Source organism: Peribacillus sp. SRI_006, from assembly GCF_057586375.1.
On sequence record NZ_JBYCZT010000012.1, the window covers coordinates 101,581 to 126,588 of the forward strand.

Genomic DNA, 25,008 nt, shown 5'->3' on the forward strand with positions numbered 1-25,008 from the left:
TACCACTCTCTGTTAAAATGGTGTACCCAATTTCGGATACTCATTGATCAAGTTGCTTCATACCATACGATATCATCAAACATTTTTACAACCCGCGGTATGAAGCCTTCTTCATAATCTTCCGGGTATTGAACGATCGAATAGTAAACACGGTCGCCATGTTGAAAAACGGACACTGTACCCAATATGGAGTAATTACTGCCATTCTGACTAATGTCAAATTCGACCTCAGACCAATCAAATCGGTTAGGCGAATTATCAGATCGCTGTTTTATCTCAAAGCCGTTGCTTATCACAACTTCCCTCGCAAACCTTGCCTGTTCTTCTATTGTCGCATTCGCACCCTCACTTTTGGAAAAAATCTGAACTTTGGCATCCTCATTTCTCTTGCCTGCAAAATTCGCAAAAACAATCATTGCATCTCCTTCACCAGAACTAGCCTCTTCAACGCCCATGTCATCCACGATGTAGGTTGAGAATCCCAATGCCTGACTATGATGAAGCGTGAATTGGAATGGTTCTTCCATACCTTCCAATATAATTGTATCCGTTTTCGTATTTGGCAGACCTTTTGTCGGGTCTTCAACCGATTCACCTGGAGGATCTTCATCTTGCCCGTCGATTTGCTTAGGATTATCATTTGGCTTTTCTGAAATTGGCGGAGATTCCTTATTTCCCTCCTGGACTCCTTTACAAGCACTAAGCCCTGTTACCAAAAAAACGGCTGCCAAAATCAACAATATCTTTTTCATTGGAACCCTCTTTTCTTGTGTTTTAACAAATTATTATACGGTCCCATATGGAAAAAAGTTACACTATTCTTCATCGAAATATCAGACTTTATCGACTAAAAAAGATCGATACTCCACTCGTTCCGAAAAAGAAAATATGAGATGATTCACTTTGATGCGTCTATATCTTTATTTAACTAAACTATTCAATCGATAGTTTGAGTAGGAGTGCTTGAATGTATGATAATGTAAAGAATCGCACGTTCAAAAGGCCGCCAATTGGCGGCCTTCACTTCCCTTGCCTTATATGTACGTTTTGGTTAAGATCCAATGCTATGTTCTACTGCAGTATCCCAATTAGGAAAATAATACAATGCATTCTTCATTAACTCCGGATCTGACTTCTTTACCTCTTTCTTTCGAGGTAGCTTCCCTTCTTTTTCTACTAAGTCGGAAATTTGATTCACGACTTCTTCAACACTCATATTCACTTCCATCTCTGTTCCCTCCTTCTTGTTCCTATTTATATTTTTTCCCAATTGATGAAAAGTAATACAATTTTTCTTAAACTAAACTACCAGTTTAGTTTAAGATGGTTACTTGAATGTATGATAATTGAAAGGATCCTACAAACAAAAAGCCAACGAAATCGTCGGCTTTTTGTCTAAATAATTCCCAAAATACTTTCTAGAAGTAACATGATTAATATACGACAAGCATAAGGAGCCGAAGCAATAATAAATATGCCATACCATGCTATATCGCTGTCCCAGTTTCGCCATGTTTTTTATGTTTTACTTTTTATGAATAGTTTCGCAGCCTATTCAGCAATCCTCTATCATTCTATGCAAAGCGATTTGCTGCTCACCCTTCATATCAGCTCAGGAGCTGTTTCTGGATTTTGCTTGAATCGGTCTTCATGATGAGCTTCAATCGTGTGCAGAAAGCTTTTTATGGAGTTTGTCATATAAGCATCTTTACGGTGAATGAAGACTGTCGAGATATTGCGGTATTCTTCCGGAATTGGATGCACGTGGACTTTTTCATTGGCTGTTAGGTGATTTACCGCCGATTGTGGTACGAGGGTAATGCCAAGGCCGAGTGTTACGCTGGTTAAGATCGTTTCCAATACATTGAACTCCATGATTCTTTTGGGCATCACCTCTTCTTCCCTCAGCCATTGTTCCAATTTGGAGCGATAGCCACACCCCTGACTGAATACTAAAAATGGTTCTGTTATGATTTCTTCAAGGTTAAATGTTTCATTTCTTGTAACTAATACAAGTTTTTCTGTACAGACATCGTATGGCTGAATGAGCGGATGTTTGATCGGTCCTGTAACAAAAGCGCCATCCAGCCTGTGTTCAATGACATCTTTGATTAAGTCTTCCGTTAACCCCGCCTTTATGGATAAATCGACATTTGGATACTGTTTATGATAGGAGGCTAGAATCTTGGGAAGATCGCTGACCGTTTCAACTGTACCTATGTTCAATATCCCTGTAGGTGTTTCACTATCCAGGAATACTTGCTTGAGTTCTTCTACATCAAGCAAAATTTTGTTTACATACTCCAGCATCTTTCTGGACTCCGCAGTTAGTGACATGCCACGTTTATGCCTATTGAATAAAGGCGTCCGTAACTCCTGCTCTAAATGCTTAATCCTCGCCGTTACATTGGATTGGACGTAATTCAACTCAACAGCCGCCTTACTTACGCTGCCATATTTAGCGACGCACTGGAATATTTGCAAATCCCTCATTTCCATAAAAGTGCCCCCCTTTCTCAACTATCATTAATAATGATGATTATATTCATTTTAAGTCATTTTACATGATAATGACTTTATCATAAGGTGTGTATAGGAATTAAATCAATCATTATTTTTGAGGGGAAGCTTTTATGAAAAAAAATCAAGTTTTAATCGGTGCACTTTTATGTTTGACTGCCAGCATTTCTTGGGGAGCGATGTTTCCAGTTGCAGAAAGGGCCTTAATGTATATTGATCCTTTTTATTTCGCTTTTTTGCGATATTTAGCTGTTAGCGTCATTTTAGGGATATTGCTTTTAATGAAAGAGGGTAAGAAGTCTTTTAGCCTGGAAGGGCAAGGAAAGAAGTTATTGTTTTTTGGGACGATGGCGTTCACTGTCTACAACTTTCTCATTTTCGCAGGTCAAGACTTACTGGGGCATAACGGGGTGATTGTTGCTTCCATCATGGAATCATTAATGCCCATGATTTCAATTTTAATTCTGTGGGTTTTCAAAAGTGCCAGACCCATGAAGTATACAATCGCCAGCATGTTCCTTGCCTTGATAGGGGCCATTCTTGTCATTACCAATGGCAGCTTATCATTCGTATTTTTATTGAAAGATAATGTCATCCCTATCGTTTTCATTCTTATCGGGGTTATAGGGTGGGTTATTTATACGATGGGCGGCAACCAATTTAACGGATGGTCAACACTTCGCTATTCGACTTTAACGTGCATTTTAGGAACATCCGTATCAGCCATCATAACATTCCTCGCAACGGCAATGGGCCTGTCCGTCCCTACGGCAGAGGTTATCCAATCCATTTATGGCGAGATGATTTTCATGATTATTTTCCCTGGTGCCATAGCCCTTTTAAGCTGGAATTTAGGCATTAAACTATTAACACCGATCAATGGAATCCTATTTATCAATTTAGTTCCAATCACCACGTTGGCCATCGTTTTCATCCAAGGAGGATCACTATCATCCTACGAATTACTCGGAACTTTTTTAGTGATATATGCTTTGATTCAAAACAATTATTATCAAAGAAAAAACTTGCCTTTCCGGGTTGAGAAAATGAATCCAAGTGAGAAGAAACACTTAATTAAAGGTACACAACATCAATAGGAGGGCAACAATGGATTTACTAACGCTTATGCTAATCCTTGGATTGGCTGTACTTTGGGAATTGGCAACGATTAATAAGAATGTGAAAAAGATGAATGAGCAAAATGCAGAATTGATCAATCTGTATAATGAAAGAAGGAAAAGAATTCAATAAAGTGGACTTTTGGCAATACAACGCAAAAAAGCCTCTCATTTAGAGAGGCTTTTTTGCATTTTGATGATCGTACTATTCACCAAGCTTCTTCCTGATATCCGCTGCTACATTCTTTAGCGCCTTTTTCGATCCCCGCTCTAAGTCATGGTTCAATTTCCTTTCTTTGTAGCTGACAAATAAAGAATCGAGATCATAGCCTTCAGGATATAAATCGACGGCCTTTATTTCAAGCTCGAGCTTATTGGCATGAACCTCCTTGAAGGTATCTTCGAAAAGTACGACGACATTATTGAAGGAGTCCTTTTTCTTATAAACGATCGCGTATCCATTCAGTTCGCTAACCTTCACTTTGTCGCCGACTTCATATTCATAAGATGATTCTTTAGGAACGGCCGCTGGCTTCGCTTTTTTGATTTTACTTTCCTGGACACGCTCCAAGTCGTAGTCTTTATTTTCGATATAGAGCTTTGCCTTTTGCAGAACCTTTTCACGGACATTCATTTTTTTGGCTATCCAAAGGGCATTGCTTTCCCCGGATTGACCGATCAACAGTTTGTATTTTGGCTCAAGTGTTTCGCTGTTGAATTGCATGGCGGCATTCATGAAATCACTGTGTATTTCCGAGTAGCGTTTGATTTCGCCATAATGGGTCGTCGCAACGGTTATGCACCCCCTTTGATAAAATTCCTCAAGGATGCTAATCGCCAATGCGGCTCCTTCATTCGGTTCCGTTCCGCTCCCGATTTCATCGAACAGCAGCAAGGAGTTATTGGTTATTGCCCCCATGATTTCCGAGATGTTTTTCATATGCGATGAAAACGTGCTCAGTGCATTTTCCATGCTTTGATTATCACCGATATCGACGAATACCTGGTCAAAGACGGCAAGCTCCGTCCCCTCTTTCCCGGCAACATGCAGTCCTGACATGACAGCCAATGTAAGGATGCCGATCGTTTTCAGGACGACAGTTTTTCCCCCGGCATTAGGGCCTGTGATAATCAAGCTGCGATAGTCCTTACCAATTTCAAAATCCAAAGGTACGCTGTCTTGCGGCAATAGCGGATGCTTACAGCCCGTTAATTTAATATAACCGTGATCATTGATTTTCGGTTCGATGGCATCCATGCTTTTACTGAACTTGGCTTTTGCGAAGATCATGTCATATTGACTGATCAACTCGATGTTTATCTTGATCGGTTTCAGCTGTTCGAAAACCGTTCCGGATAATGTGGCCAAAAGCTGATACTCTTCCATCGATTCCTCCGCCTTTAAGCTTGCCAATTCTACATTCAATTTCGTAACAGAGGCAGGTTCAATGAACACGGTTGCCCCTTTTGCCGATACTTCCACGATCGTTCCGGCCACTTGATTTTTATAGGAGGCTTTGATCGGGATGGTGTAGCGATCATCCTTTTTACTGATGAAAAATTCCTGAATGAACTCTTTATTGGCTCCGCTCTTCAAGAACTTATTCAGCCGTTCCTCTATTTTACCTTCTGTCTTGATGATTTGGTTCCTGATCCGTTTCAGGTCCTTGCTTGCTTCGGAAACGACAGCATTTCCCTTTATGGTGAATTGGATTTCTTCTTCAATGCTCCTGAATTCAGTCATGGAGCGGGCGTAGGAATGCAGTGTCGGTGCAAAGAACTCTTTATCGGTCATGAATTTCTTAATATTCCTGCATCCTCTTAAGAAGTCTGCTATCGCCACTAATTCTGACGGCTCCAAAATCATTCCTTTTTCCAGTTTGTCGATATGGAGGCCAATATGTGAAATGCCCTTTAAGGGAATATGGCTTTCCGCATTCAGTAAGTTCCTTGCCTCCGTGGTCTCGTTCAAACGACTTTTAACGACCTTCAAGGTGCCGCTCGGCTTAAGCCGATCCAATAACGCTTTTCCTAAACCGCTTACGCAATGGTTTTTGACCATTTCCTTGAGTTGGGTATATTGTAATTTTTCATAAGTCATTGTATTCATCTAATGATCCTCCTTGAATGAGTGAGTGATTAAAAAATTCCCGAATCCAAAAAATGCCCGCAATGGTCCCCCTACCTTTACAAATGAACAAGCCATTTGAGTAGAAAGCTCCTGCGGGCATCGGCCTTATCCATGGATAAGTGCCTGAAATCGATAACAAATAGGGCAGCTCGAATAGACCTGCGTACACAAAAAAGCATGATAGGACAAATCCCACCATGCTTTTCGCCGTAACACCTGCATGTTACACGAATTATGGAAAAGGAAGCAGTCTTAAGGTAGGTATTCACAATGCAGAATTGCACTGTGAAAAAAGGCATACTTAATCCACTGACAAATCAGTGATTAAATACCTTATTCAACTAAATTAGTTGATACCTACTCCCGACATAAAACACCACACCTTTTCTTAGATTGGAATTAACATACCATATCAGTAAGAAAGAGTCAATTCGTTTTTTTGCCATTTTCCAAAGTTTGATCTTTTTTATGTGTCACTTTGACCGATAATTTGTGATATGTAGAGTGTTATTTTGCACATTCTAATTAAAAAAACAACTAATTCCTTAAGTATTTTTCCTAATTTTCCTAATTGTCTAAATTTTTAAATATTTTATTGTAATCAAAAAACAACTATGATAAAGTCAAAATGAAGAAAATTCTTCATTTTATTTTTTTTACGAAGAATAAGAAGCACTTAAGCAGAGGAGGATCAATTATGAACGTTTACAATTTTGGCAAACTAATGAATGAGAAACTATTAGCCGAAATACGTGAAAAATTTGCTTTTGTTGACCACGATCCAGACTATGGGGAAAGACTGTTTTTTGATAATTCAGGCGGTTCTTTAAGATTAAGAGAGGCTATTAATATTAAGGAAAAAATTGATTCATTACCTGATTGTCCGGAAAGGTATCATCAAAGAGCAATAGATTTTAATAACATTATGGACAGATGTACTGAAGATGTATTAAATGTGATGTTTGGGGCAAAATCCGATTCCCTAATTACCGATTTAACGGCATCTCAATCAATGTTTAAAATGGTTTCAACTGTTATTGAGAATGTCGAAGGAACCAATGCAGTCACTACTAATATCGAACATCCTTCTGCTTATGACGCAGTAAAATTCTATTGTAAAAAGAACAATAAAGAATTTAGGGTCGCTGAAGCAAATGTTCATACAGGATTTGTTGAGCCTGAATCCATAGCCGAAAAAATTGATAAAAATACTATTTTGTTAAGTGTAATAGCGTCAAGTAATATTTCAGGAAATATTATGGATCTCGAGAAGATTATAAAAGCAGCTAGGGGGAAAAATCCAGAGTTATATATTATTGTCGATGCCGTGCAGCATATGCCACATGGAACTCTGAATGTAAAAAAACTTGGTATAGATGGAGCAAACTTTGCACCATATAAGTTTATGGCAACAAGAGGAATTGGATTTGCCTATATTTCTGATAGACTATCGAAACTTCCACATCAAAAACTATATGCAAAAGATGACAGTGTTTGGGAACTTGGTTCCCCTACTCCCGCTTTATTTGCATCCATGTCGGCAGTTATCGATTATGTATGCTGGTTAGGTTCATATGAAAGTATAGAAGACATGTCTAGAAGAGATTTGTATCTTAAGGGTATGGAAAAAATAGTCTTACATGAAAGAGCACTGCTGCATCGACTACTTGAAGGAAGTGATAAAATTGAAGGATTGAGACACATGGATAAGGTAAAAGTTTTTGCAGATTATCCAGATTTAACGAAAAGAGACCTCATCGTTGCAATTGGAATTGAGGGGAGAGATTATGAGCAACTTAGAAAAGATTATCAGGATAGAGGAGTTACCGTATATGAACGTGTCAATACAAGTGTTTATTCCAAACGTATACTAGAAGCGATCGGCATAACAGGTGCTATAAGAGTTTCACCCTTCCATTGTCATACAGTAGATGATATCGATAAATTTTTATCTGTAACAAAAGAATTATCTGTCACTAGAGAATTGGCAAATTCATAATTTATGGGGAGGGCTATTAATGAAGAAAAAATTAGGGCTCGGTACAAAAGTTTTTATTGGATTTGTAATCGGTATTATACTAGGTTTAATTTTTAAAGAAAAAATATTAATCGTTAAACCTATTGGAGATATCTTTTTAACACTAATTAAAATGATTGTTGTTCCACTTATATTCTTCTCCATAACTTCTGGGATATTTAGTATTGGTGATGTCCAAAAATTAAAGAGAATCGGAACAAAAACTTTAGTCTATTATATTGGAACGACTTTATTAGCCGGTGGTATAGGTCTTCTAGTTGCACACTTATTTAAACCTGGAAAAGGAATAGATATAGCTAATATAGAAACCTCATCTGAATATGAAGCTTCTGAAATTCCTACTTTTGGAGAAACGATATTAGGTTTATTTCCTTCAAACCCTGTACAGGCTCTTGCAGAAGGGAATCTGATGCAAATTATTATCTTCTCCTTGTTCTTAGGTATCTCCATCGTATTAATCGGAAACAAATCCGAAACTCTTAAGAAGTTTTTTAATGAGGGTACCGAAGTGATGTATAAGATGACAGGTATCATAATGGCATTTTCTCCCATAGGTGTAGCTGCGTTAATGGCTTGTACCATTGGTGAATACGGCTTGAAGATATTTGGACCTTTGGGCAAATTTATTTTAGTTGACTATATAGGCTTGATCTCTGTAATCATTTTGATGTACCTATTTATGTTAAAATTCATAGCTAAATTTCCAATATCTAAGTTTTTTAAATCAATCGGTAAAATTTGGATAGTGACTGCAAGTACAACAAGTAGCTCCGGAACTTTACCCGTTACCATTTCAGTCACCAAAGAAGACTATAAAGTAAAAGAGGAACTAGCACAGTTTACACTTCCTATTGGAGCAACTATGAACATGAATGGTGCCGTTGTGTATTATGCTGCTGCAGTCATATTTGTATCCCAAATATATGGAATTGTAATGCCATTAAGTCAACAATTACTTATTATTTTAATGACCACATTAATTTCCGTTGGATCCCCTGGCATTCCTGGCGGTGGTATTGTTATGACAATAATGTTGCTAACTACATTAGGACTCCCGATGGAAATCGTTGGAATGATCGCTGGTATTTATAGAATAATTGATATGGGGCACACTACCTTAAATGTTACAGGTGACGTAGTAAGCACATTATGCATAGCACGTAGTGAAAATATGTTTGAAGATGAGTATCTTAAACCTACAGAAAAAATTGTTAATAAAACGAATGCATTATAAAATAATAATTTACTAAATTATTCATAGAAAAGGGTTGTAAAAAGTATATTTTTTACAACCCTTTTTTATTAATACATCCCAAACTGACTGATATGTTTATTAATTCTTTCTAACTTTTCTTCACTTTGAATAACTGTTGCCCTACTTACATGTGTACATATTAATTCTGCTAAAAATAATACCGGAGTATATGAATTGAAGAAAGCATTACTATCCACTGAAACTAAAAGTAAAACATCAGCAAAATGTGCTATGGGCGCTGTGGCTTTATCAGTAATTATGACAACCTTTGCATTGGCCTCTTTTGCCATTTTGGCTGCTTCAATGTCTACTTCAGAATATCTTGGAAATGAAAAAATAATGACACAATCATCCTTGCTACATGAAGCTAAGGTATCAAACGGTGTAAATGAATTAGTACTATTAATAACTATATTATCTATAACCTGATTAAGGAATACTCCCATTATCTCCGTTAAACCAGTTCTAGCTCTACTACCTAGAATATAAACTCTTCTAGCATCAATGATATAATTTATTGCCTTGTTAAATTCTGCAGATGAGTTTTTCTCTGAAATAGAGAAAATATTTTGTTCAAGTATTTTTAAATTGTCATTTAATAAATCTGATTGTTTAACTTTATCATAACTCAGCTTTAATCTTACAGAAGGTATGGTAACATCATCAGATATTGCCAAACTTCCTTCATAACACTGCTCTCTTAGATACTTTTGAAAATCACTATATCCAGAGAAGTCCAATTTCTTAGAGAATCGGATAATGGTCGCATTGCTAACATTTAATCTTTTAGCCAATTCTATTGAAGTTACAAGACACGCATCTGTTAAATTATTCAATATATATTCTGCTATTTCTTCTTCTTTTTTTGTTAACTTGGAGTTACTTATAATTGATTTTAAGGACTTTTGTGATGAATCCATCTAATATACCTCCATATTCCTCTATTGGTTATTATATAAGAAAATAGAATTATTTAAAGCATGAAGCATTTGTATCAAAAGCTGTTCCCATGATTAACAACCAACTAAAGCCACTTTAGTCAAACCATTATTTTCCGTAAGTGATTTGTAAAGGTATTCTCACAAAAAAGTTCTTAATTTTTCGTAAGCTATTCTTAAACAATGTACAATCAATTTGAGTATAAAACAAAAAAATCACTTTGACTTCTATTCCTTTAACCCATTGGAATGTGAAGCCCTAGCGAAGCATCCTATGGGTATGCAATGGATTATTCTATTCAAAAAAGAAAAAAATGCAGCCAAGCCCATGGTACTCCCCTTTTCATTGTCTGAATATTTACTTTAAAATCGGGGTATGTTATCCTTATATTGACATAAACTAAAAACAGCCTCATGCACTAACATGAGGCTGACAACTAGCAAGAGTGGTTGGTCACAACTAACTTAATTAATCGTCAGAAGAAGAACCATTGCCATCTTGGGAGGATGAGTGGTTCTTTTTCCGTTTCTTGGCGAACATAGACAGGATAAGACTGGTTGCTACAGCAACAAATATCTCTTTACCCATATCTGTAATCAAGTTCAATAAGAAATGAATCAAGCGGTCACCTCCTTTCCAATCTATCATTAGATGGAAAAGCAAAGCGTGACCTACCACTCTATCCTCAGTTGTTCCTCTATTTTATCATATTTTACCTTTAATGGTAATTATATGAAAGTAAACAAATCCAGCTAACATTTGATGCATTAAGAAAGGGGATTATCCATTGGATAATCCCCTTTTCGGTTTAAGCTTCATCACTCATCATGAGAGGGACTGTTTTCCCTTCGTTCACGTTGATCAATCCATGGTCGGTTATTTTCAGAGCCGGGCTGACAGGAAGCGATAAGGTGCTTAATGACATGATGACATTATAATGTTCGTAGCCTAACGACTTAAGTGCATCTGTCAGGTGCTGAACTTGCTTTGATACGATGTCCATCGGCTCTTCGGAAAGAATCCCTCCTACCGGCAGGGGAATCGTCGATAGGACCTTGCCATCGTGGACGCAGCAGACACCGCCTTGCTTCCTTATTACTTCGTTAGCGGCAATCATCATATCCTGCTTATTATGGCCTATCACCAGAAGATTATGGTTATCATGCGAATAGGTTGTGGCGACAGCTCCACGCTTCAATACATCGCCGGTGATCAGCCCGTGCGCCCGATTACCGTTTTTCCCGTATCGTTCGAATGTGGCGATTAAACCATAAGGGCTTTCTTCCCAGCTTAATTGACCATTCTTCCCTTCGATACGATCATGGGTTTCAGAAGTGAAAGTAGAACCGTTCTGCACGTTTATGATCCGGCACTTGCTGCTTTCAAGACCCTCCGGGATCGTGATGTTAAAATCGTTTTCGGTAAGTTCCGCAAGCTTCACACTTTGATAGAAATGCTCAGGAAATTGTTCTTCCTTCATTTCTTGGACATATGGCCGTGCAGATTCATAAACTAGCTCACCTTTTTTGTATACTTGTTCAATTTCAAATGTTTCCAAGTCCGATAGCAGCAGGAAGTCTGCTGTTTTCCCAGGTGCAATGGCGCCGCGGTCATGCATCCGCATCCGCTGTGCAGGTGTATAGGTGCATGCATAAATGGCTTTTTCCGGAGTCATCCCCATTTGAACGGCTTTCTTTAAAAGGACGTTCAGATGTCCTCTGTTTTGGAAAGAGTCGGTCATGACATCATCGGTGACAAAGCAGAAATGTTCATCCACCTGATTTTCCTTCAAGTAATCTATCACTTCTTCAGTCATTGATTTCTCTTGAATCTCAATGAACATGCCGGCAGCGATCCTCGCATCCATCCCTTCCACGGTCTGGTGTGTATGATCTGAATTCACTCCGGCATTAATAATCTTTTGCAAGTCCAAGTCGAGCAGCTTTGGAACGTGCCCTTCTATGATCAGATCTGGATAACGGGAACGGATATGGGACAAGATCTTATTCGTTTTGCAATCCGGGTCGGTTATGACCTCATAGTAATTCATGATCTCGCCGAGACATATAATGTCCTCGGTTTGCATCAATTCGTCTATATCATCTATTTCGATCGAACCGCCTGTTGTTTCCATCGATGTGGCTGGAACGGAACTCGGGATGGCATAAAACATATCCGCTACGCAATCTTGACTTGCTTTGATCATTTCCTTCACACCGGAAATGCCGAAAACATTGGCCATTTCATGCGGTTCCGGCACGATTGTCGTCACGCCATTTTTGATTAGCCCGTAGGAAAAAGTCGCAGGCGTCACCATCGTACTTTCAATGTGGAGATGGATATCGATCAGACCTGGAACCATATACTTCCCTTGTCCATCGACGATTCGATCCGGCTCGAAGGCATCCAATTCACGTTCTCCAATATAATAGAACTTTCCATCCTTGATGGCTGCATTCCCTTTAATGAATCTTTTAAAATAGCTGTTAAACACGTTGATATCCCTTATAAGCATATCCATTCGCATAACTTACCCTCCTAAGCTAGTCAACAAGCACCATCTGGTTTCTCGGAATTTCAAGGATGATTTCCTGACCCGTCCGGTAGGATTCCGCCATTTCCTTGTTCACAGTGAAATCCCCTATTGGAGTTTCAACGACATATTGGTAGCTTCTTCCAAGATACGTACTTACCTTGACCCGGCCAGGTAAACTATTTTCCTGAACAGCTCCTGTGTTATCTTTTTCTCTGATCAACAGATCGTCCGGCCTGATGGCGCCTATTTTCCCCGTTGAATTGCTCATCTGCGGATCCTTGTGCAGCACAAATGAGTATCCAGATTTGTTCAGTTCGATTTTACCGTCATGATCTGTCCGCTTATCGAAGTCAATGAAGTTCTTGAAGCCGATGAAGTCCGCGACAAATTTGGTTTCAGGATATTTGTAAATGGTCGCAGGGTCACTAAGCTGTTCGATGATCCCTTTATTCATGATCGCCACCTGGTCGGATATCGAAAAGCATTCTTCCTGGTCATGGGAAACATATACCGTTGTAATCCCCAGCTCTTGTTGGATACGGCGAATCTCGACTCTCATATTCACCCTTAAGTTGGCATCAAGATTACTCAATGGCTCGTCAAATAAGAGGATGTCCGGCTCAATCACCAGCGCCCTGGCAATCGCGACCCGCTGCTTTTGCCCTCCGGAAAGCTCTTGGGGATATCGTTTTTCAAAACCTTTTAAATTAACGATTTCGAGTACATTCATTACTTTTTTTTCGATTTCACTTTTTGAATTCTTTCTCAGACGGAGACCGAATGCAATATTATCGAATATCGACAAATGCGGAAATAATGCATAGTTTTGGAACACAAAGCCAAAATTCCGCTTGTTGACGGGCACTTTCGTATAGTCCTTTTCCTTGAATAAAAACTTCCCTTCATTCGCCTGTAAAAACCCGGCAATTAAACGCAGTGTCGTCGTTTTCCCACAGCCGCTCGGGCCAAGAAGGGATACCAGTTTCCCTTTTTCAATCTCAAGATTGAAATCCTTTAATATATTCTGTTTGTTATAGGCTACAGATATATCTTGTAAAGTGAATAAAGCCACCCATCATTACCTCCTTTATCGTTTTGTGAAATAAGACAATCCCATGAGCCGTTCCACTATAAACATGAAGAAAGCGGTTATGAACATGAGCAATACGGAAATGGCCGAAATGGTGGGATCGAAGTAGTTCTCCACATACGTCAGCATCTGAATCGGAAACGTACTTACCCCAGGGCCTGTCATATAAACTGAAATGTCTACATTATTGAAGGATTCCAAGAAGGCGATCATGACTGCCGCCAGAATTCCTGATTTTATATTCGGGAGGACGACTGTAAAGAATGTGCCCAATTTACTCGCTCCGAGACTCTCGGCCGCTTCTTCAATGGAAAAGTCAAAGTTTGATAAGCTTGAAGAAATCACACGGATGATGAAAGGCAGCATGATAACAGTATGTCCCACAAACAGGGCCGCATATATCGGAAGCTGATAAGTCCCCACAATGTAACGTAAAAACGCAAAGCCCAGCACAATTCCCGGTATTAATATCGGAGAAACGAAAAAGGCATTTATCACGCTTTTCCCTTTGAAATCAAATCGGCTTAATGCATAGGCAGCCGGCACTCCCAGTAACAGTGCCAAAAGGTTGCCACCCAGTGAAACAAGGATGGACGTTTTAAAAGCGACCAAAAACATGTCCACATTAAAAATATTTTCGTACCATCTGAAAGAAAACTCTTCTGGCGGGAACTTCAAAATATTTCCGCCTTCAAATGACGTAACGGATATGATAAGCAAAGGCCCTAGTAAAAAAAGGAACACCAGGAATGTAAACAGGGCCAATCCTCGATTTTTTTCCTGCATACACCTCTACCCCTTTGGATTTAATTTTTTTGCCAAACCATTCATGATCGATATGATAAGGACGGTCACGGCAATCATTATCGTAGCGACTATCGATGCCACTTGCCATTCGTTCAATGTAATCGCGTTTTGATAAAGAAAGGTCGAAATGACCCGCTGTTTCCCGCCTAATAAAGCAGGCGTAGTATAAGCCGTGAAGCTTCCTACGAAAACAAGGATGCTGCCAATGACCAAACCTGGAACCGAAAGCGGAATGATCACTTTTGAGAATACGGCCAACCTTGATGCTCCAAGGCTCTCCGCCGCTTTTAATAAGTCCGTCTCGATGTTCTCCATCACACCCACCAGCGTCACGATGATCAATGGCAGGAATAAATGGACCAATCCGATGATGATGGCAGTGGGCGTGTACAATATATCAAGCGGCTTCTCAATCAAGCCCATGCCCATCAGCAATTTATTCACCACACCGTTTTTACCGATGATCACCATCCAGCTGAATGAGCGGACAATAGGGCTTGTTAATAGCGGGAAGATCGTCAGCAAAAGCATGATGGCTTTTTTTCGTTGTTTCAGTTTTGAAATATAATAAGCTGCTGGAAATCCCAATAGAATACAAATGATTGTCGTGAACAGACTCACCCTAAGTGTCGTCAGCAGAATTTCAATAAAGTATCGGTCTTGGAAAAAGTCGAGATATCCTTGTATGGAAAAACCGCCGCCTTCATGAAAAAAGGTCGTGCCAATCGTCATTAGGATCGGAATGATCATGAAAATCGTTAAAAATAGAACGCCTGGTAACAGCAACAGGTATAGATAGCGTTTCTTCACCTCGGAACCCCCTGTTCGTATTATTTATGAATTGATTATGCGAATGAACAGGTCGAAAAACGCTTCCGCATCGACGTCCAGACAAACTTGTGCATTCGGCTGCTTCATCAGCCTATTTTGAAAGTCGCAAACCATCTGTCCGTCACAAAGCTCGCTTTTTGTTTCAACATCCACATAATATTCTTCTCTGGTGACAAGATCTTCTTGCAACGCAATGGCTACAGCTAATGGATCATGCATCGCACATGCCCATATGCCGTTACGTTCAAAATACCTTTTCCGGTAATCTGATGTACTTTGCCTTATATAGTCAGCAAGTTCATGATTTTGAATCAATTGGATATGCTCTTCACCCAATAGAACCTTTCTCGTGACATCAAGACCAACTTGCGTGATGGATGCGAATCCCGCCTGTAATACGATTTTGGCTGCTTCAGGATCGACATACGTGTTATATTCAGAGGTCGGCGTGACATTGCCAACCCCTTTGATCACTCCGCCCATGAAAATGACTTCTTTAACGAGCTTGGTGATTTGCGGACATTTTTTCACCGCCAATGCCAAATTCGTAAGAGGTCCCGTCATGACAAGCGTCACTTCACCAGGAAAATTCAAAATGGAATTGATGATGAAATCAGAAGCAAATCCATCATCAGGCCGCTTTTTGACTGGCACATCCTTCAAGGCTCCGCCAATCCCGTCTTCGCCATGGATCCGGTGTTCAAAAAAGGGGCTCCTGATAATCGGGCTATCTGCCCCCTTTATGACTGAAATGTCCTGTTCATTCAATAAATCCAATATTTTGCATGTATTCAATGTGGCCGTATCAAGGGATACATTCCCGTTCACCGTTGTGACCGCCAATATGTCGAATTGACGGCTTTTAACAGCAAGAATGATCCCGATCGCATCATCTATTCCAGTATCCACATCAAGAATCATTTTTTTCTTCATCAAGCACACCTCGTTTCTTTCTTAGTGTGTAAGCTCACGATTCCAGCGATCGATCCATTGTTTCGAGTTTTCATTAACAAACTTCATGTCCAATACACGCAAGCTGTCAATGACGTCATCTCCATAGGTTAAGCCTTTCGCTTCCGTTTCAGAGAGTTTGACTTCCATATTGACTGGAGAATCCACTTTCGCTTTCGCTGATTTTTCCTGAACTTCCTTGCTTAAGATGTAATTCATGAATTCGCCGGCCAATTCTTTTTGATCGCTGGCTTTAACAATATTCACCGTATTCATCACTGCGTAGCCGCCTTCTTGAGGGGAAATGAACTTAGCATTGGGAACGGCTTCCTGTAAATCGCCAAAATACATTTCCATGATCGGGCCTGCAGCGATTTCCCCTTGCGAGAACATGTTGACGAACTCTGATGTTTGCCCATATTCCTTCACCGCATTCGGCATGATCTTTTTCATTTGATTGAACGCTTTATCCTCATTGAACTCTTCACTTCCGCTAGCTTTTGAAGCGGCATCCAAAAACATCGGTCCAGTTGTCGAAGTGATGGATGGGATCGTGATCTTCCCTGCCATATCCTTGCTCCAAAGATCTTTCCAAGAGGTGATCGGTTTACTCAATTCATCGGGATTATAGGCAATCCCAAATTGCGCAATGGTATAGGCTGGTCCATACTCAGCACCATTCGGCGCTTTTGCTTTGTCGTAGATATGATCAATATTCGGAATTTTGCTATGGTCAACTTTCTCAAATAACCCTTCATCGATGCCCTGCTGTGCATAGTAGTCGGATAAATAGATAACATCCACATCGCTATTCGCTTGGCGCACTTTGTTCAATCGATCTGCATTATTTCCTGAATCAACGACAATCTCGACATTATGCTTCTTTTCAAATGGCTCATAGATTTCAGGACGGAAGAAATCATCGGCGAATCCCCAAGTGGAAACGACCAATTTAGCTGGTTTTTCCTTTCCGTTGTCCTTTGAAGAGCATGCAGCTAAAACTAATGTGAACAGTGATAACATCATCAATATTTTTTTCATCATCCAAACCTCCAAGTTCATATTGTTTAAAATTTCCTTTTTACTGATTTACATGTAAAAAAAGACAATCTTAAATAGAATTGAAATTCTACCCAAGATTGTCTTTTCTTTGTAAACAAAGATAAAACTTATCATTTGGTTCTCTAGTGGCGTCCCCTCCAGATAAATCCGAAGGGAAATCCACTTATATGATTAAATAATTTTTTCCTTCAATACTATATTGGTGAATGCCAGCTGCGTCGCTGAGTCATAATCCCTCAGGACAGCTTCGATATCCCAATTCGTTTGCGTTTCCAGCTTTTGTTTCAGTTTCTTTTTATAAAGCAGGGACATATGGAAGTCTACCTCCTGCTTCAGGCTGGGAACTTCCCCTTCTAAAGCTTCAGAGCGCGGGGCACGTCGATGTTTGGCCTGAAATGTAATCACATTCTGCTCAACAGTAACCTTCAGCAGCGTCGTACCAAAGCCGAACAATTCCTTCGATACCTCATTATACATATGAGAAAGCAATTTCTTCGTTTCGTTAGCGTTTATCGGTAAGATGACTATCACCTGCCAAACTATCGTTTGAGGTAATTATATATACTTTTTTTTGATTGCACAAGATAATATTCGGATTTTGGATAAAAAAAATGTTTTTTCTTATTAAATAGTACGTTTACTCACCAATACACGAATTATAAAAATAAGCAATAAAGATTTCAATATATTCATATAACTTTTTATCCAATCCAGCACCTTCTATTATTGAAAACTTTTTCAGAGAAATAGGCACAAGATTGAAAACAGTTGATATAACCTTACATCGCATTGAAAACGCTCTCAAAGGGATTTAATATAGCTAGTATAGAGCGATAAAAAATAAAGAGTATCAAAGGCTCGTTAAATGAGGGAGGAATATTTATGAAGAAAGCATTCGAGAAAGCGCAACAATTCGGTAAATCTTTTATGCTCCCGATTGCCGTTTTGCCAGCGGCCGGTTTATTACTGGGAATTGGCGGTGCTCTTTCCAATCCAAATACAGTTGAGGCTTATCCATTTTTAGACTTTGCTTGGCTGCAGGCCATTTTCACGATCATGAGTTCTGCAGGAAGCATCGTATTCGGCAACTTGCCGGTTATTTTTGCCGTAGGTGTTGCAGTAGGCCTGGCACGTTCGGATAAAGGGACCGCTGCATTGGCAGCCATGATCGGCTATTTCGTCATGAACAGTTCAATCAATGCACTGCTTCAAATAACCGGGGAACTTGCCAAAGAGAATTTGGCAGGTGCCGGACAAGGAATGGCCGTCGGGATCCAAACACTGGAGACCGGTGTGTTCGGCGGTATCGTAGTTGGGATCGTTGCCGCACTTTTGCACAATAAATATAATAAAATTCAGCTTCCGCAAGTGTTAGGATTTTTCGGGGGTTCCCGTTTCATTCCCATCATCGTTTCCTTCGCATCCATCTTGGTTGGAGCCGTGCTTTTTATCGTATGGCCTTATTTCCAACTTTTCATAAACCAATTAGGTGCGCTGGTAACGAGCACAGGTACGATCGGGACTTTCTTTTACGGATTCATATTACGGATGCTCGGGCCGTTAGGGCTGCACCATATTTTCTACCTTCCCTTCTGGCAGACAGCTTTAGGCGGAACGATGGAAATTAAAGGGCAGCTTGTCAGCGGGACCCAGAACATCTTCTTTGCACAATTGGCCGACCCAACTACCGTCAAGTATTATGAGGGTGTTTCCCGGTTCATGTCGGGACGGTTCATCACGATGATGTTTGGTCTGCCTGGCGCGGCATTGGCCATTTACCATTGCGCTAAACCTAAAAATAAGAAAGTCGTGGCCGGTTTGCTGCTTTCAGCTGCCTTGACCTCTTTCTTAACAGGCATCACCGAACCGCTTGAATTCAGTTTCTTATTTGTCGCACCGATCCTTTATGTTTTTCATGCCTTGTTTGACGGACTTGCCTTCATGATGGCAGATATATTCAATATCACGATCGGTCAAACCTTTTCTGGAGGATTCATTGATTTTACTTTATTCGGGATACTCCAGGGCATCGGTAAAACAAACTGGATTTATGTACTTTTCGTCGGAATTCCGTGGTTTTTCCTATACTACTTCACTTTTAAATTCTTGATCAGGAAGAAGAATTTGAAAGTGGTTGGCCGTGAAGATGATGAACAGGCCGCTGTTACACAAGTAACGGCATCAGAGAGAACCCAGACCATCGTTAACGGATTGGGCGGACAGGAAAATATCGAGATCGTCGATTGCTGTGCAACCCGTCTCCGTGTCACGGTAAAGGATGAAACATTGGTGAAAGAAGACGTCATAAAACAAACCGGTTCAAAAGGTGTCGTAAAAAAAGGAAACGGCATTCAAATAGTTTACGGTCCCCAAGTGACGATCATCAAAAATGAAGTGGAAGAATTCTTGGGACATTGAGAATATAGACAACGATAAGGACGTGTTAAACATGCAACAGGTGCTGGATAAAATTCACAAGGGCTTAATTGTATCATGTCAAGCATTGGAGAATGAGCCGCTGCACAGCTCTTTTATTATGGGACGCATGGCCATTGCTGCCAAAGAAGGCGGTGCGAAGTGCATTCGCGCAAACTCTGTAGCTGACATAATGGAAATCAAGAAAAATGTGGACCTTCCAGTCATAGGGATCATTAAACAGGTGTATGGACAAAACGATGTCTATATCACTCCCACCATGGCCGAAATCGATGCATTGATGGAAACCAAAGCGGAAATCATTGCGACGGATGCTACAGCCCGGGTAAGGCCGGACGGTAAAACGCTAAAGCAGTTTTATGGTGAAATAAGGGCAAAATATCCGGATATCCTGCTAATGGCGGATGTATCCACCATTGAGGAAGCCAAATACGCTGACGATTTAGGATTCGATATTGTGGCGCCCACTTTATACGGCTATACGAACGAAACTCTCGGAGAGAAAATATATCAGGATGACTATGCTGTGCTCAAAGAGATTGTAAAAGCAGTGAAAAAAGCGAAAGTGATCGCGGAAGGAAATGTCATCACACCAGAAATCGCCCGCTCTGTATTGGATATGAACGTCCATGCAGTAGTGGTGGGCGGTGCCATTACCAGGCCGCAGCAAATCACCAAAAGATTCGTGGACGCTATCCAAGAATAGAAAATGACACATGGTAATGAAAAGACCCAGACTGGTAACAACAGTTTGGGTCTTTTCTTTTTCATATTCCTGTTTCCGTTCCTCCGGTTATTGACGTCCCTGCTGGATACATTAAACTATAAATACAGATAAGAAATCCGAAATGGGTGATCAAATGGAATACCTAGCAGAAAACCTCATATACGGCATAGAGTGCAGCATGGACAAGTTCACCAAAACAGAGGAAGAATTGGCCCATTATATTCTGCAGCGCCCTGAAGAAGTAAGTCAGTTAACGATCAGTCAAATAGCTAAAAAGCTCCATATTTCACCTGCAACCATTACGCGTTTCTGCCAGAAATTAGCCTTTTCTGGGTTTAATGAGTTCAGGCATGAGTTAAAAAGGTTCGTCGATCTCCGAAATACGCCGAAAAACATGAAGAACATCAAGCAGGTGGATTATTTCGCTAAATTGTATCAAGATCACTTAGGTATCATTGATAATACCTTTCATATAACGACATATGACAATATCCAAAAAGCTGTCTCTTTCCTTACAAAGGCAAATAAGATTCATGTATATGGAATAGGGAGTTCCGGTATAGCGGCCCAGGAGTTCAAGTCCAAGTTCTTTCGTATCGGCTTAACTGTCGAAGCCATTACAGACCCCCATCAGTCCATGATGGATGCAGCTTTAAGTAACGAGAATAGTGTTGTCATCGGCATTTCCATTTCCGGAACGACGAAAGAAGTGATTTCTGCAGTTAAAATCGCAAAGAAGCAAGGCGCATGCATCTTGGTCTTTACTGGAGATAAGAATTCCGCACTCTCCCAGCTTGGCGACCTAACACTATTGGTCACAAGCAAAAACAGCATGCATATGGGACAAAACATCTCTCCATTGCTTCCGCTCCTTTTGCTTTTTGATTTATTATATACAGAGTTGGTAGCTAAAGATTATAAAAACCGGATAAGCATCAGGGAAAAGACTTTAAAGGTATTAACCGAGACCGACTGACTTTCGGCATCTGAAAGTTATCAGTTTGCTTGCTTAGCTGAACCTTGTGCAATAGTCCTTGTCGTTATTCTTCATAAAAAAACTGCATCTCCAATTGGGGTGCAGTTCACTTTTATTCCTTTTAAACTAAATTCCTTATTACTGGCATGGAACGTTCTTGGAGGCTCTCGGAAAGAAGACTATACGCCACTACTTTATTCTTGTACTGTTTGACTACGTCCACATGGTCGTTGTACATGTACACATATAATCTAACATCGTTTTTCCCTCTTTTTACATCCATTATAATGGGAGTCCCGCTGTTCTCTGGATGTAAAAACAATTTCTCGTTCCCGGGAAATATATGATTTTTTTTCAAAAACTTAGCTTCGTTAAAATAATGAAGCACTTGAACTTTATCTTCACCTTCCAAACGCTTTCCATCAAAGGTCACGATTGCATCCGCGTCACTAATTTCAGAATGTATTTTAAATTTACTCATAATCCAATTCACGGCATCGGTTGGAAGACACGTAACTAATAATTTAAGCAAACTTAAGATAATTGTCAAAATCAATACTGGCCATGTCATATCTGATCATCTCCGCTACTCTATTATTTAATGATTCATCTATATTTTTTTCATCCATAATTATGTCGAAAGGATTGTTCACTCAGCTTACAAAGGTATTGTTTCCAGGTATCGATCAGATTCTTTTCGTTCATATTTTCGACACATTTGTGAACAAATTCACATTTCCATTCATTTTGATAGGCTATTATATAATCATTCACGGTATCTTAGGCTGATTTTATTACGAAGTAGATGATGCCCACAGTTAATATTAGGGCGAGACCGATATAAATATAACTAAGGTTCAATAAATTCCCTCTCGTTGCTGCAGAATAATCACTATCACTTTTCCCCGTTAATGAAAGGGTGCCGACCAGGGCAACTAAACAAATGACCACCACTGCTATTACACTTACCGTCATGAATCAACGCCTCCCAATATTATTTTCTATTTCCTTGAACCATTTAAAATCCTTCCGCTTCTCATCCTATTTCGCAGTGTAACTACATAAAGATCGCACCTAATTTGCATGTCAAAATGACAGGTAGATCGCTCTTTGTGTTTACTGAGTAAATATATTAGTAAAACCCTTCCCCTCTATAATAAAAGAACAACCATTTTTAGGACCATCCAATTCAGTAAAATTTCCACCATCCACTTGTTGATTTCCACTCCAGGCACTCGCTTTCCGCGGGCGGGCGGGAGCCTCCTCGGCGCGCCTGCGGGGTCTCCCTTCGACGCGCTTTTCCCACAGGAGTCTCGTACCTTCCGTTCCCATCAACTTTGTTTTAACATTCAGATGAAACCTTTTTTGTCGACAACAGGAATATGCCATGATGCACCTTACAACTGTAGATAAATTCGATAATAATGGCGTTGCCTACCCTTTTTATATGGCTTGTACAAAGTAGATATTGATTTCCACTCCAGGCACTCGCTTTCCGCGGGCGGGCGGGAGCCTCCTCGGCGCGCCTGCGGGGTCTCCCATGCCACGCTTTTCCCGCAGGAGTCTCGTACCTTCCGTTCCAATCAACTTTGTTTAACATTTAGATGAAACCTTCTTTGTCGACAACAGGAATATGCCATGATGCACCTTACATACTGTATAAATTCGATAATACTGGCGTTGCTTACAGTTTTTTATGGCTTGTACAAAGTAGATGTTGATTTCCACTTCAGGCACTTGCTTTCCGCGGGCGGTCCGCCCTCGGCGCTCGCCTGCGGGGTCTCCTATGCCACGCTTTTCCCGCAGGAGTCTCGTACCTTCCGTTCCAATCAACTTTGTGTTTTAAAATAAGAAACTGTTGGCTCGTCTTATTCCAAACACTCTTTAAGACTAGCTTATCCTTCATGTTTTTCTCCTGTACTCCTTAATGGATGGAAGAAATTTGCGACACTCCTGCCGAATTACTGGCTTGCCGAGACCCCACAGACGCTTGCGTCGAGGAGGCTTGGCAGACAGTCGGCGGAAAGGGAGCGGATTTCTGAAATCAACGGAAATTTTTTAATAAAAAAAACTGCAGGCAAACTTGAGTTTTCATCAAGTTTGTCTACAATCTGGAATCATATGATTATAAACTTTTTACCGCCTCTGCAAACCTTTTGATGCCTTCGTGAATGGAATCCTCATTTTCCCTTCCAAATGTAAAGCGTACGTATTCCTTATTTGTACCTAGCGTTGAACCCGGAACATATATGACTCCTCTTTTGATGGATTCCTCCAGTAACTCTATTTCGTTCAATGGCACTTTCAGCTTACACCACAAATGAATTCCGCCATTTGGCGAATGATAATCTACTTCCTTTTGCAGGAATTGTTGAAGACTCGAAACCATTGCATCCCTTCTTTTTTCCAGTTGCCCCCTTAAGCCGGCAAGATGGGCAGGAAAATAATCTGAATCCAAAAAATCATTCGCTATCCATTGAGTGAATGAGCCATGACCGAAGTCAACCTGCTGCTTAGCATCCGATAGTCTATCTATGACTGACTTCGGTCCAATTATCCACCCAATTCTTAAACCGGAAGCAACAATTTTTGACAAAGAGCTTATGTATAAAACATTTCCGTTGTTGTCCATCGATTTAAGAGTGGAAATTTCTTCCCCGGCAAAGGACGTTAAACTATAAGGATCGTCTTCTATGACCGGTATTCCATATTCGGATGAAAGCTCAAGAATCCTTTTACGGCGGTTGATATGAAGGACAGTTCCTGTAGGGTTTTGAAATATAGGGTTCAAAAAAATCATCCTGATCCGATGTTTTTTATGGAGTTCCAGTAAATCCTCTGGGTTGATGCCATCTTTATCAACCGGCAAAGGAAAGGTTCTTAGCCCCGCGGATTGAAAGATGGGAAGGTTGTAACTATATGATGGGTCTTCCAATACAACGGCATCCCCTGGCTTTAACAAGCATTGGACAACCAGATGCAGGGCTTGCTGTGCACCAGAAGTAATGAGTATAGAAGATGGATCCGTGTCAATTCTCCTATACTGTTTAACATGATTGGCTATCGTTTCCCTTAAAATCGCATTGCCTTGAGGGTGATCATAACCTAAGCTGCCAATGAAGGATCTATTGGAAATGATCTCACGTAAGGATTGGACTGGAAATAAGTCTTCTGAAAGCTCCCCGCTAGCTAAGTTAATAAGGTTATGCCCTTCCGTCTCTTTACGTATTTTTTGGGTTACTGGCATATTGGGCAAAAAAGAACCCGCTTCGATATATCTATTCCAGCTAGGGATACGTTTTCGGGTAATTCCCCAGATATCTTTGCTGATCATCGTTCCGCTTCCTTTTTTTCGTTCAACCAGCCCATTTGCTTCCAATTCATCATAAGCCGCAACAACTGTGCTTCTGTTAACTCCCAGTTCACTTGCCAGGAAGCGTTCAGACGGTAACGGCTTATCCAATAGGAACGTTCCATCAGCTATGCCACTCTCGATGTAAGCGGCTATTTGTTTATATAAAGGCTTCTTGGATTTTCTGTCCGTTTTCCATTCCATAAGCTACATCCTTTAAAATGTTTAGTTAAAAGCGT

At 40.2% G+C, this 25,008-nt stretch carries 23 protein-coding genes; 7 read left to right on the plus strand and 16 right to left on the minus strand.

Features of this window, described 5'->3' with window-relative positions:
* Positions 1–47: 47 nt before the first annotated feature.
* The 3 genes from AC2YHV_RS18370 to AC2YHV_RS18380 form a co-directional block, all read right to left on the minus strand.
* On the minus strand, positions 48–752 hold the full coding sequence (locus AC2YHV_RS18370) for an LptM family lipoprotein (protein WP_487373783.1): 705 nt from the start codon (positions 750–752) through the stop codon (positions 48–50).
* 299 nt (positions 753–1,051) lie between these two features.
* Positions 1,052–1,228, minus strand: coding sequence for a hypothetical protein (locus AC2YHV_RS18375; RefSeq protein WP_164468801.1), 177 nt, complete (start codon positions 1,226–1,228; stop codon positions 1,052–1,054).
* A gap of 374 nt (positions 1,229–1,602) precedes the next feature.
* Positions 1,603–2,499: a LysR family transcriptional regulator gene (locus AC2YHV_RS18380; RefSeq protein ID WP_400448772.1), complete on the minus strand. Its 897-nt coding sequence runs from the start codon at positions 2,497–2,499 to the stop codon at positions 1,603–1,605.
* A gap of 134 nt (positions 2,500–2,633) precedes the next feature.
* Here AC2YHV_RS18380 and AC2YHV_RS18385 point away from each other — a divergent pair, with 134 nt between their 5' ends.
* The gene (locus tag AC2YHV_RS18385; RefSeq protein WP_063575189.1) at positions 2,634–3,617 is read left to right on the plus strand and encodes a DMT family transporter; all 984 of its coding nucleotides are present in this window, start codon (positions 2,634–2,636) and stop codon (positions 3,615–3,617) included.
* A gap of 10 nt (positions 3,618–3,627) precedes the next feature.
* Positions 3,628–3,771 (plus strand): YrzO family protein, encoded by a 144-nt coding sequence (locus AC2YHV_RS18390; RefSeq protein ID WP_134402094.1) that lies wholly within the window; start codon positions 3,628–3,630, stop codon positions 3,769–3,771.
* A gap of 72 nt (positions 3,772–3,843) precedes the next feature.
* On the opposite strand, the gene AC2YHV_RS18395 is transcribed toward AC2YHV_RS18390, so the two are convergent.
* Positions 3,844–5,748: an endonuclease MutS2 gene (locus tag AC2YHV_RS18395; RefSeq protein ID WP_487373784.1), complete on the minus strand. Its 1,905-nt coding sequence runs from the start codon at positions 5,746–5,748 to the stop codon at positions 3,844–3,846.
* A gap of 718 nt (positions 5,749–6,466) precedes the next feature.
* Between AC2YHV_RS18395 and AC2YHV_RS18400 the strand changes: the two genes are divergently transcribed.
* Both AC2YHV_RS18400 and AC2YHV_RS18405 read left to right on the plus strand, forming a co-directional pair.
* The gene (locus AC2YHV_RS18400) at positions 6,467–7,768 is read left to right on the plus strand and encodes an aminotransferase class V-fold PLP-dependent enzyme (protein ID WP_487373785.1); all 1,302 of its coding nucleotides are present in this window, start codon (positions 6,467–6,469) and stop codon (positions 7,766–7,768) included.
* A 19-nt stretch (positions 7,769–7,787) separates the two neighbouring features.
* A complete protein-coding gene (locus tag AC2YHV_RS18405) occupies positions 7,788–9,041 on the plus strand; it encodes a dicarboxylate/amino acid:cation symporter (protein ID WP_487373786.1) in 1,254 nt (417 codons plus the stop codon).
* A gap of 68 nt (positions 9,042–9,109) precedes the next feature.
* On the opposite strand, the gene AC2YHV_RS18410 is transcribed toward AC2YHV_RS18405, so the two are convergent.
* The 9 genes from AC2YHV_RS18410 to AC2YHV_RS18450 all read right to left on the minus strand — a co-directional run bounded on the left by AC2YHV_RS18410 (position 9,110) and on the right by AC2YHV_RS18450 (position 17,800).
* A complete protein-coding gene (locus AC2YHV_RS18410) occupies positions 9,110–9,982 on the minus strand; it encodes a MurR/RpiR family transcriptional regulator (RefSeq protein ID WP_487373787.1) in 873 nt (290 codons plus the stop codon).
* A gap of 487 nt (positions 9,983–10,469) precedes the next feature.
* Positions 10,470–10,622 carry a hypothetical protein gene (locus AC2YHV_RS18415; RefSeq protein WP_153246156.1) on the minus strand — a complete coding sequence of 51 codons (153 nt, stop codon included), beginning with the start codon at positions 10,620–10,622 and terminating at the stop codon, positions 10,470–10,472.
* 187 nt (positions 10,623–10,809) lie between these two features.
* Entirely contained in the window at positions 10,810–12,528 is a 1,719-nt protein-coding gene (locus AC2YHV_RS18420) for an adenine deaminase (protein WP_487373788.1), read from the minus strand.
* 16 nt (positions 12,529–12,544) lie between these two features.
* Positions 12,545–13,609, minus strand: coding sequence for an ABC transporter ATP-binding protein (locus AC2YHV_RS18425; protein ID WP_048687495.1), 1,065 nt, complete (start codon positions 13,607–13,609; stop codon positions 12,545–12,547).
* Positions 13,610–13,624: 15 nt separating this feature from the next.
* On the minus strand, positions 13,625–14,413 hold the full coding sequence (locus AC2YHV_RS18430) for an ABC transporter permease (protein ID WP_048687496.1): 789 nt from the start codon (positions 14,411–14,413) through the stop codon (positions 13,625–13,627).
* Positions 14,414–14,419: 6 nt separating this feature from the next.
* Complete coding sequence (locus AC2YHV_RS18435) at positions 14,420–15,244, minus strand: ABC transporter permease (RefSeq protein WP_487373789.1); 825 nt, start codon at positions 15,242–15,244, stop codon at positions 14,420–14,422.
* A 24-nt stretch (positions 15,245–15,268) separates the two neighbouring features.
* Positions 15,269–16,198 (minus strand): nucleoside hydrolase, encoded by a 930-nt coding sequence (locus tag AC2YHV_RS18440; RefSeq protein WP_098863931.1) that lies wholly within the window; start codon positions 16,196–16,198, stop codon positions 15,269–15,271.
* Positions 16,199–16,219: 21 nt separating this feature from the next.
* Entirely contained in the window at positions 16,220–17,257 is a 1,038-nt protein-coding gene (locus AC2YHV_RS18445) for an ABC transporter substrate-binding protein (protein ID WP_487373790.1), read from the minus strand.
* 192 nt (positions 17,258–17,449) lie between these two features.
* A complete protein-coding gene (locus AC2YHV_RS18450; RefSeq protein ID WP_095679093.1) occupies positions 17,450–17,800 on the minus strand; it encodes a DUF2294 domain-containing protein in 351 nt (116 codons plus the stop codon).
* A 360-nt stretch (positions 17,801–18,160) separates the two neighbouring features.
* On the opposite strand from AC2YHV_RS18450, the gene AC2YHV_RS18455 reads away from it, so the two are divergent.
* The 3 genes from AC2YHV_RS18455 (at position 18,161) to AC2YHV_RS18465 (ending at position 21,417) form a co-directional block, all read left to right on the plus strand.
* Positions 18,161–19,696, plus strand: a complete 1,536-nt coding sequence (locus tag AC2YHV_RS18455) for a maltose/glucose-specific PTS transporter subunit IIC (RefSeq protein WP_487373791.1) — start codon at positions 18,161–18,163, stop codon at positions 19,694–19,696.
* Positions 19,697–19,727: 31 nt separating this feature from the next.
* Positions 19,728–20,420: an N-acetylmannosamine-6-phosphate 2-epimerase gene (locus AC2YHV_RS18460; RefSeq protein ID WP_057278335.1), complete on the plus strand. Its 693-nt coding sequence runs from the start codon at positions 19,728–19,730 to the stop codon at positions 20,418–20,420.
* Between the two features lie 154 nt (positions 20,421–20,574).
* Complete coding sequence (locus tag AC2YHV_RS18465) at positions 20,575–21,417, plus strand: MurR/RpiR family transcriptional regulator (RefSeq protein ID WP_057278473.1); 843 nt, start codon at positions 20,575–20,577, stop codon at positions 21,415–21,417.
* Positions 21,418–21,538: 121 nt separating this feature from the next.
* Here the strand turns inward: AC2YHV_RS18465 and AC2YHV_RS18470 are convergent, their stop codons facing one another.
* The 3 genes from AC2YHV_RS18470 to pdxR form a co-directional block, all read right to left on the minus strand.
* Complete coding sequence (locus AC2YHV_RS18470; RefSeq protein ID WP_063575182.1) at positions 21,539–21,988, minus strand: YfmQ family protein; 450 nt, start codon at positions 21,986–21,988, stop codon at positions 21,539–21,541.
* Between the two features lie 209 nt (positions 21,989–22,197).
* The gene (locus tag AC2YHV_RS18475) at positions 22,198–22,392 is read right to left on the minus strand and encodes a hypothetical protein (RefSeq protein ID WP_063575181.1); all 195 of its coding nucleotides are present in this window, start codon (positions 22,390–22,392) and stop codon (positions 22,198–22,200) included.
* Positions 22,393–23,542: 1,150 nt separating this feature from the next.
* Positions 23,543–24,973, minus strand: coding sequence for a MocR-like pyridoxine biosynthesis transcription factor PdxR (gene pdxR, locus AC2YHV_RS18480; protein ID WP_487373792.1), 1,431 nt, complete (start codon positions 24,971–24,973; stop codon positions 23,543–23,545).
* Between the last annotated feature and the right edge of the window lie 35 nt (positions 24,974–25,008).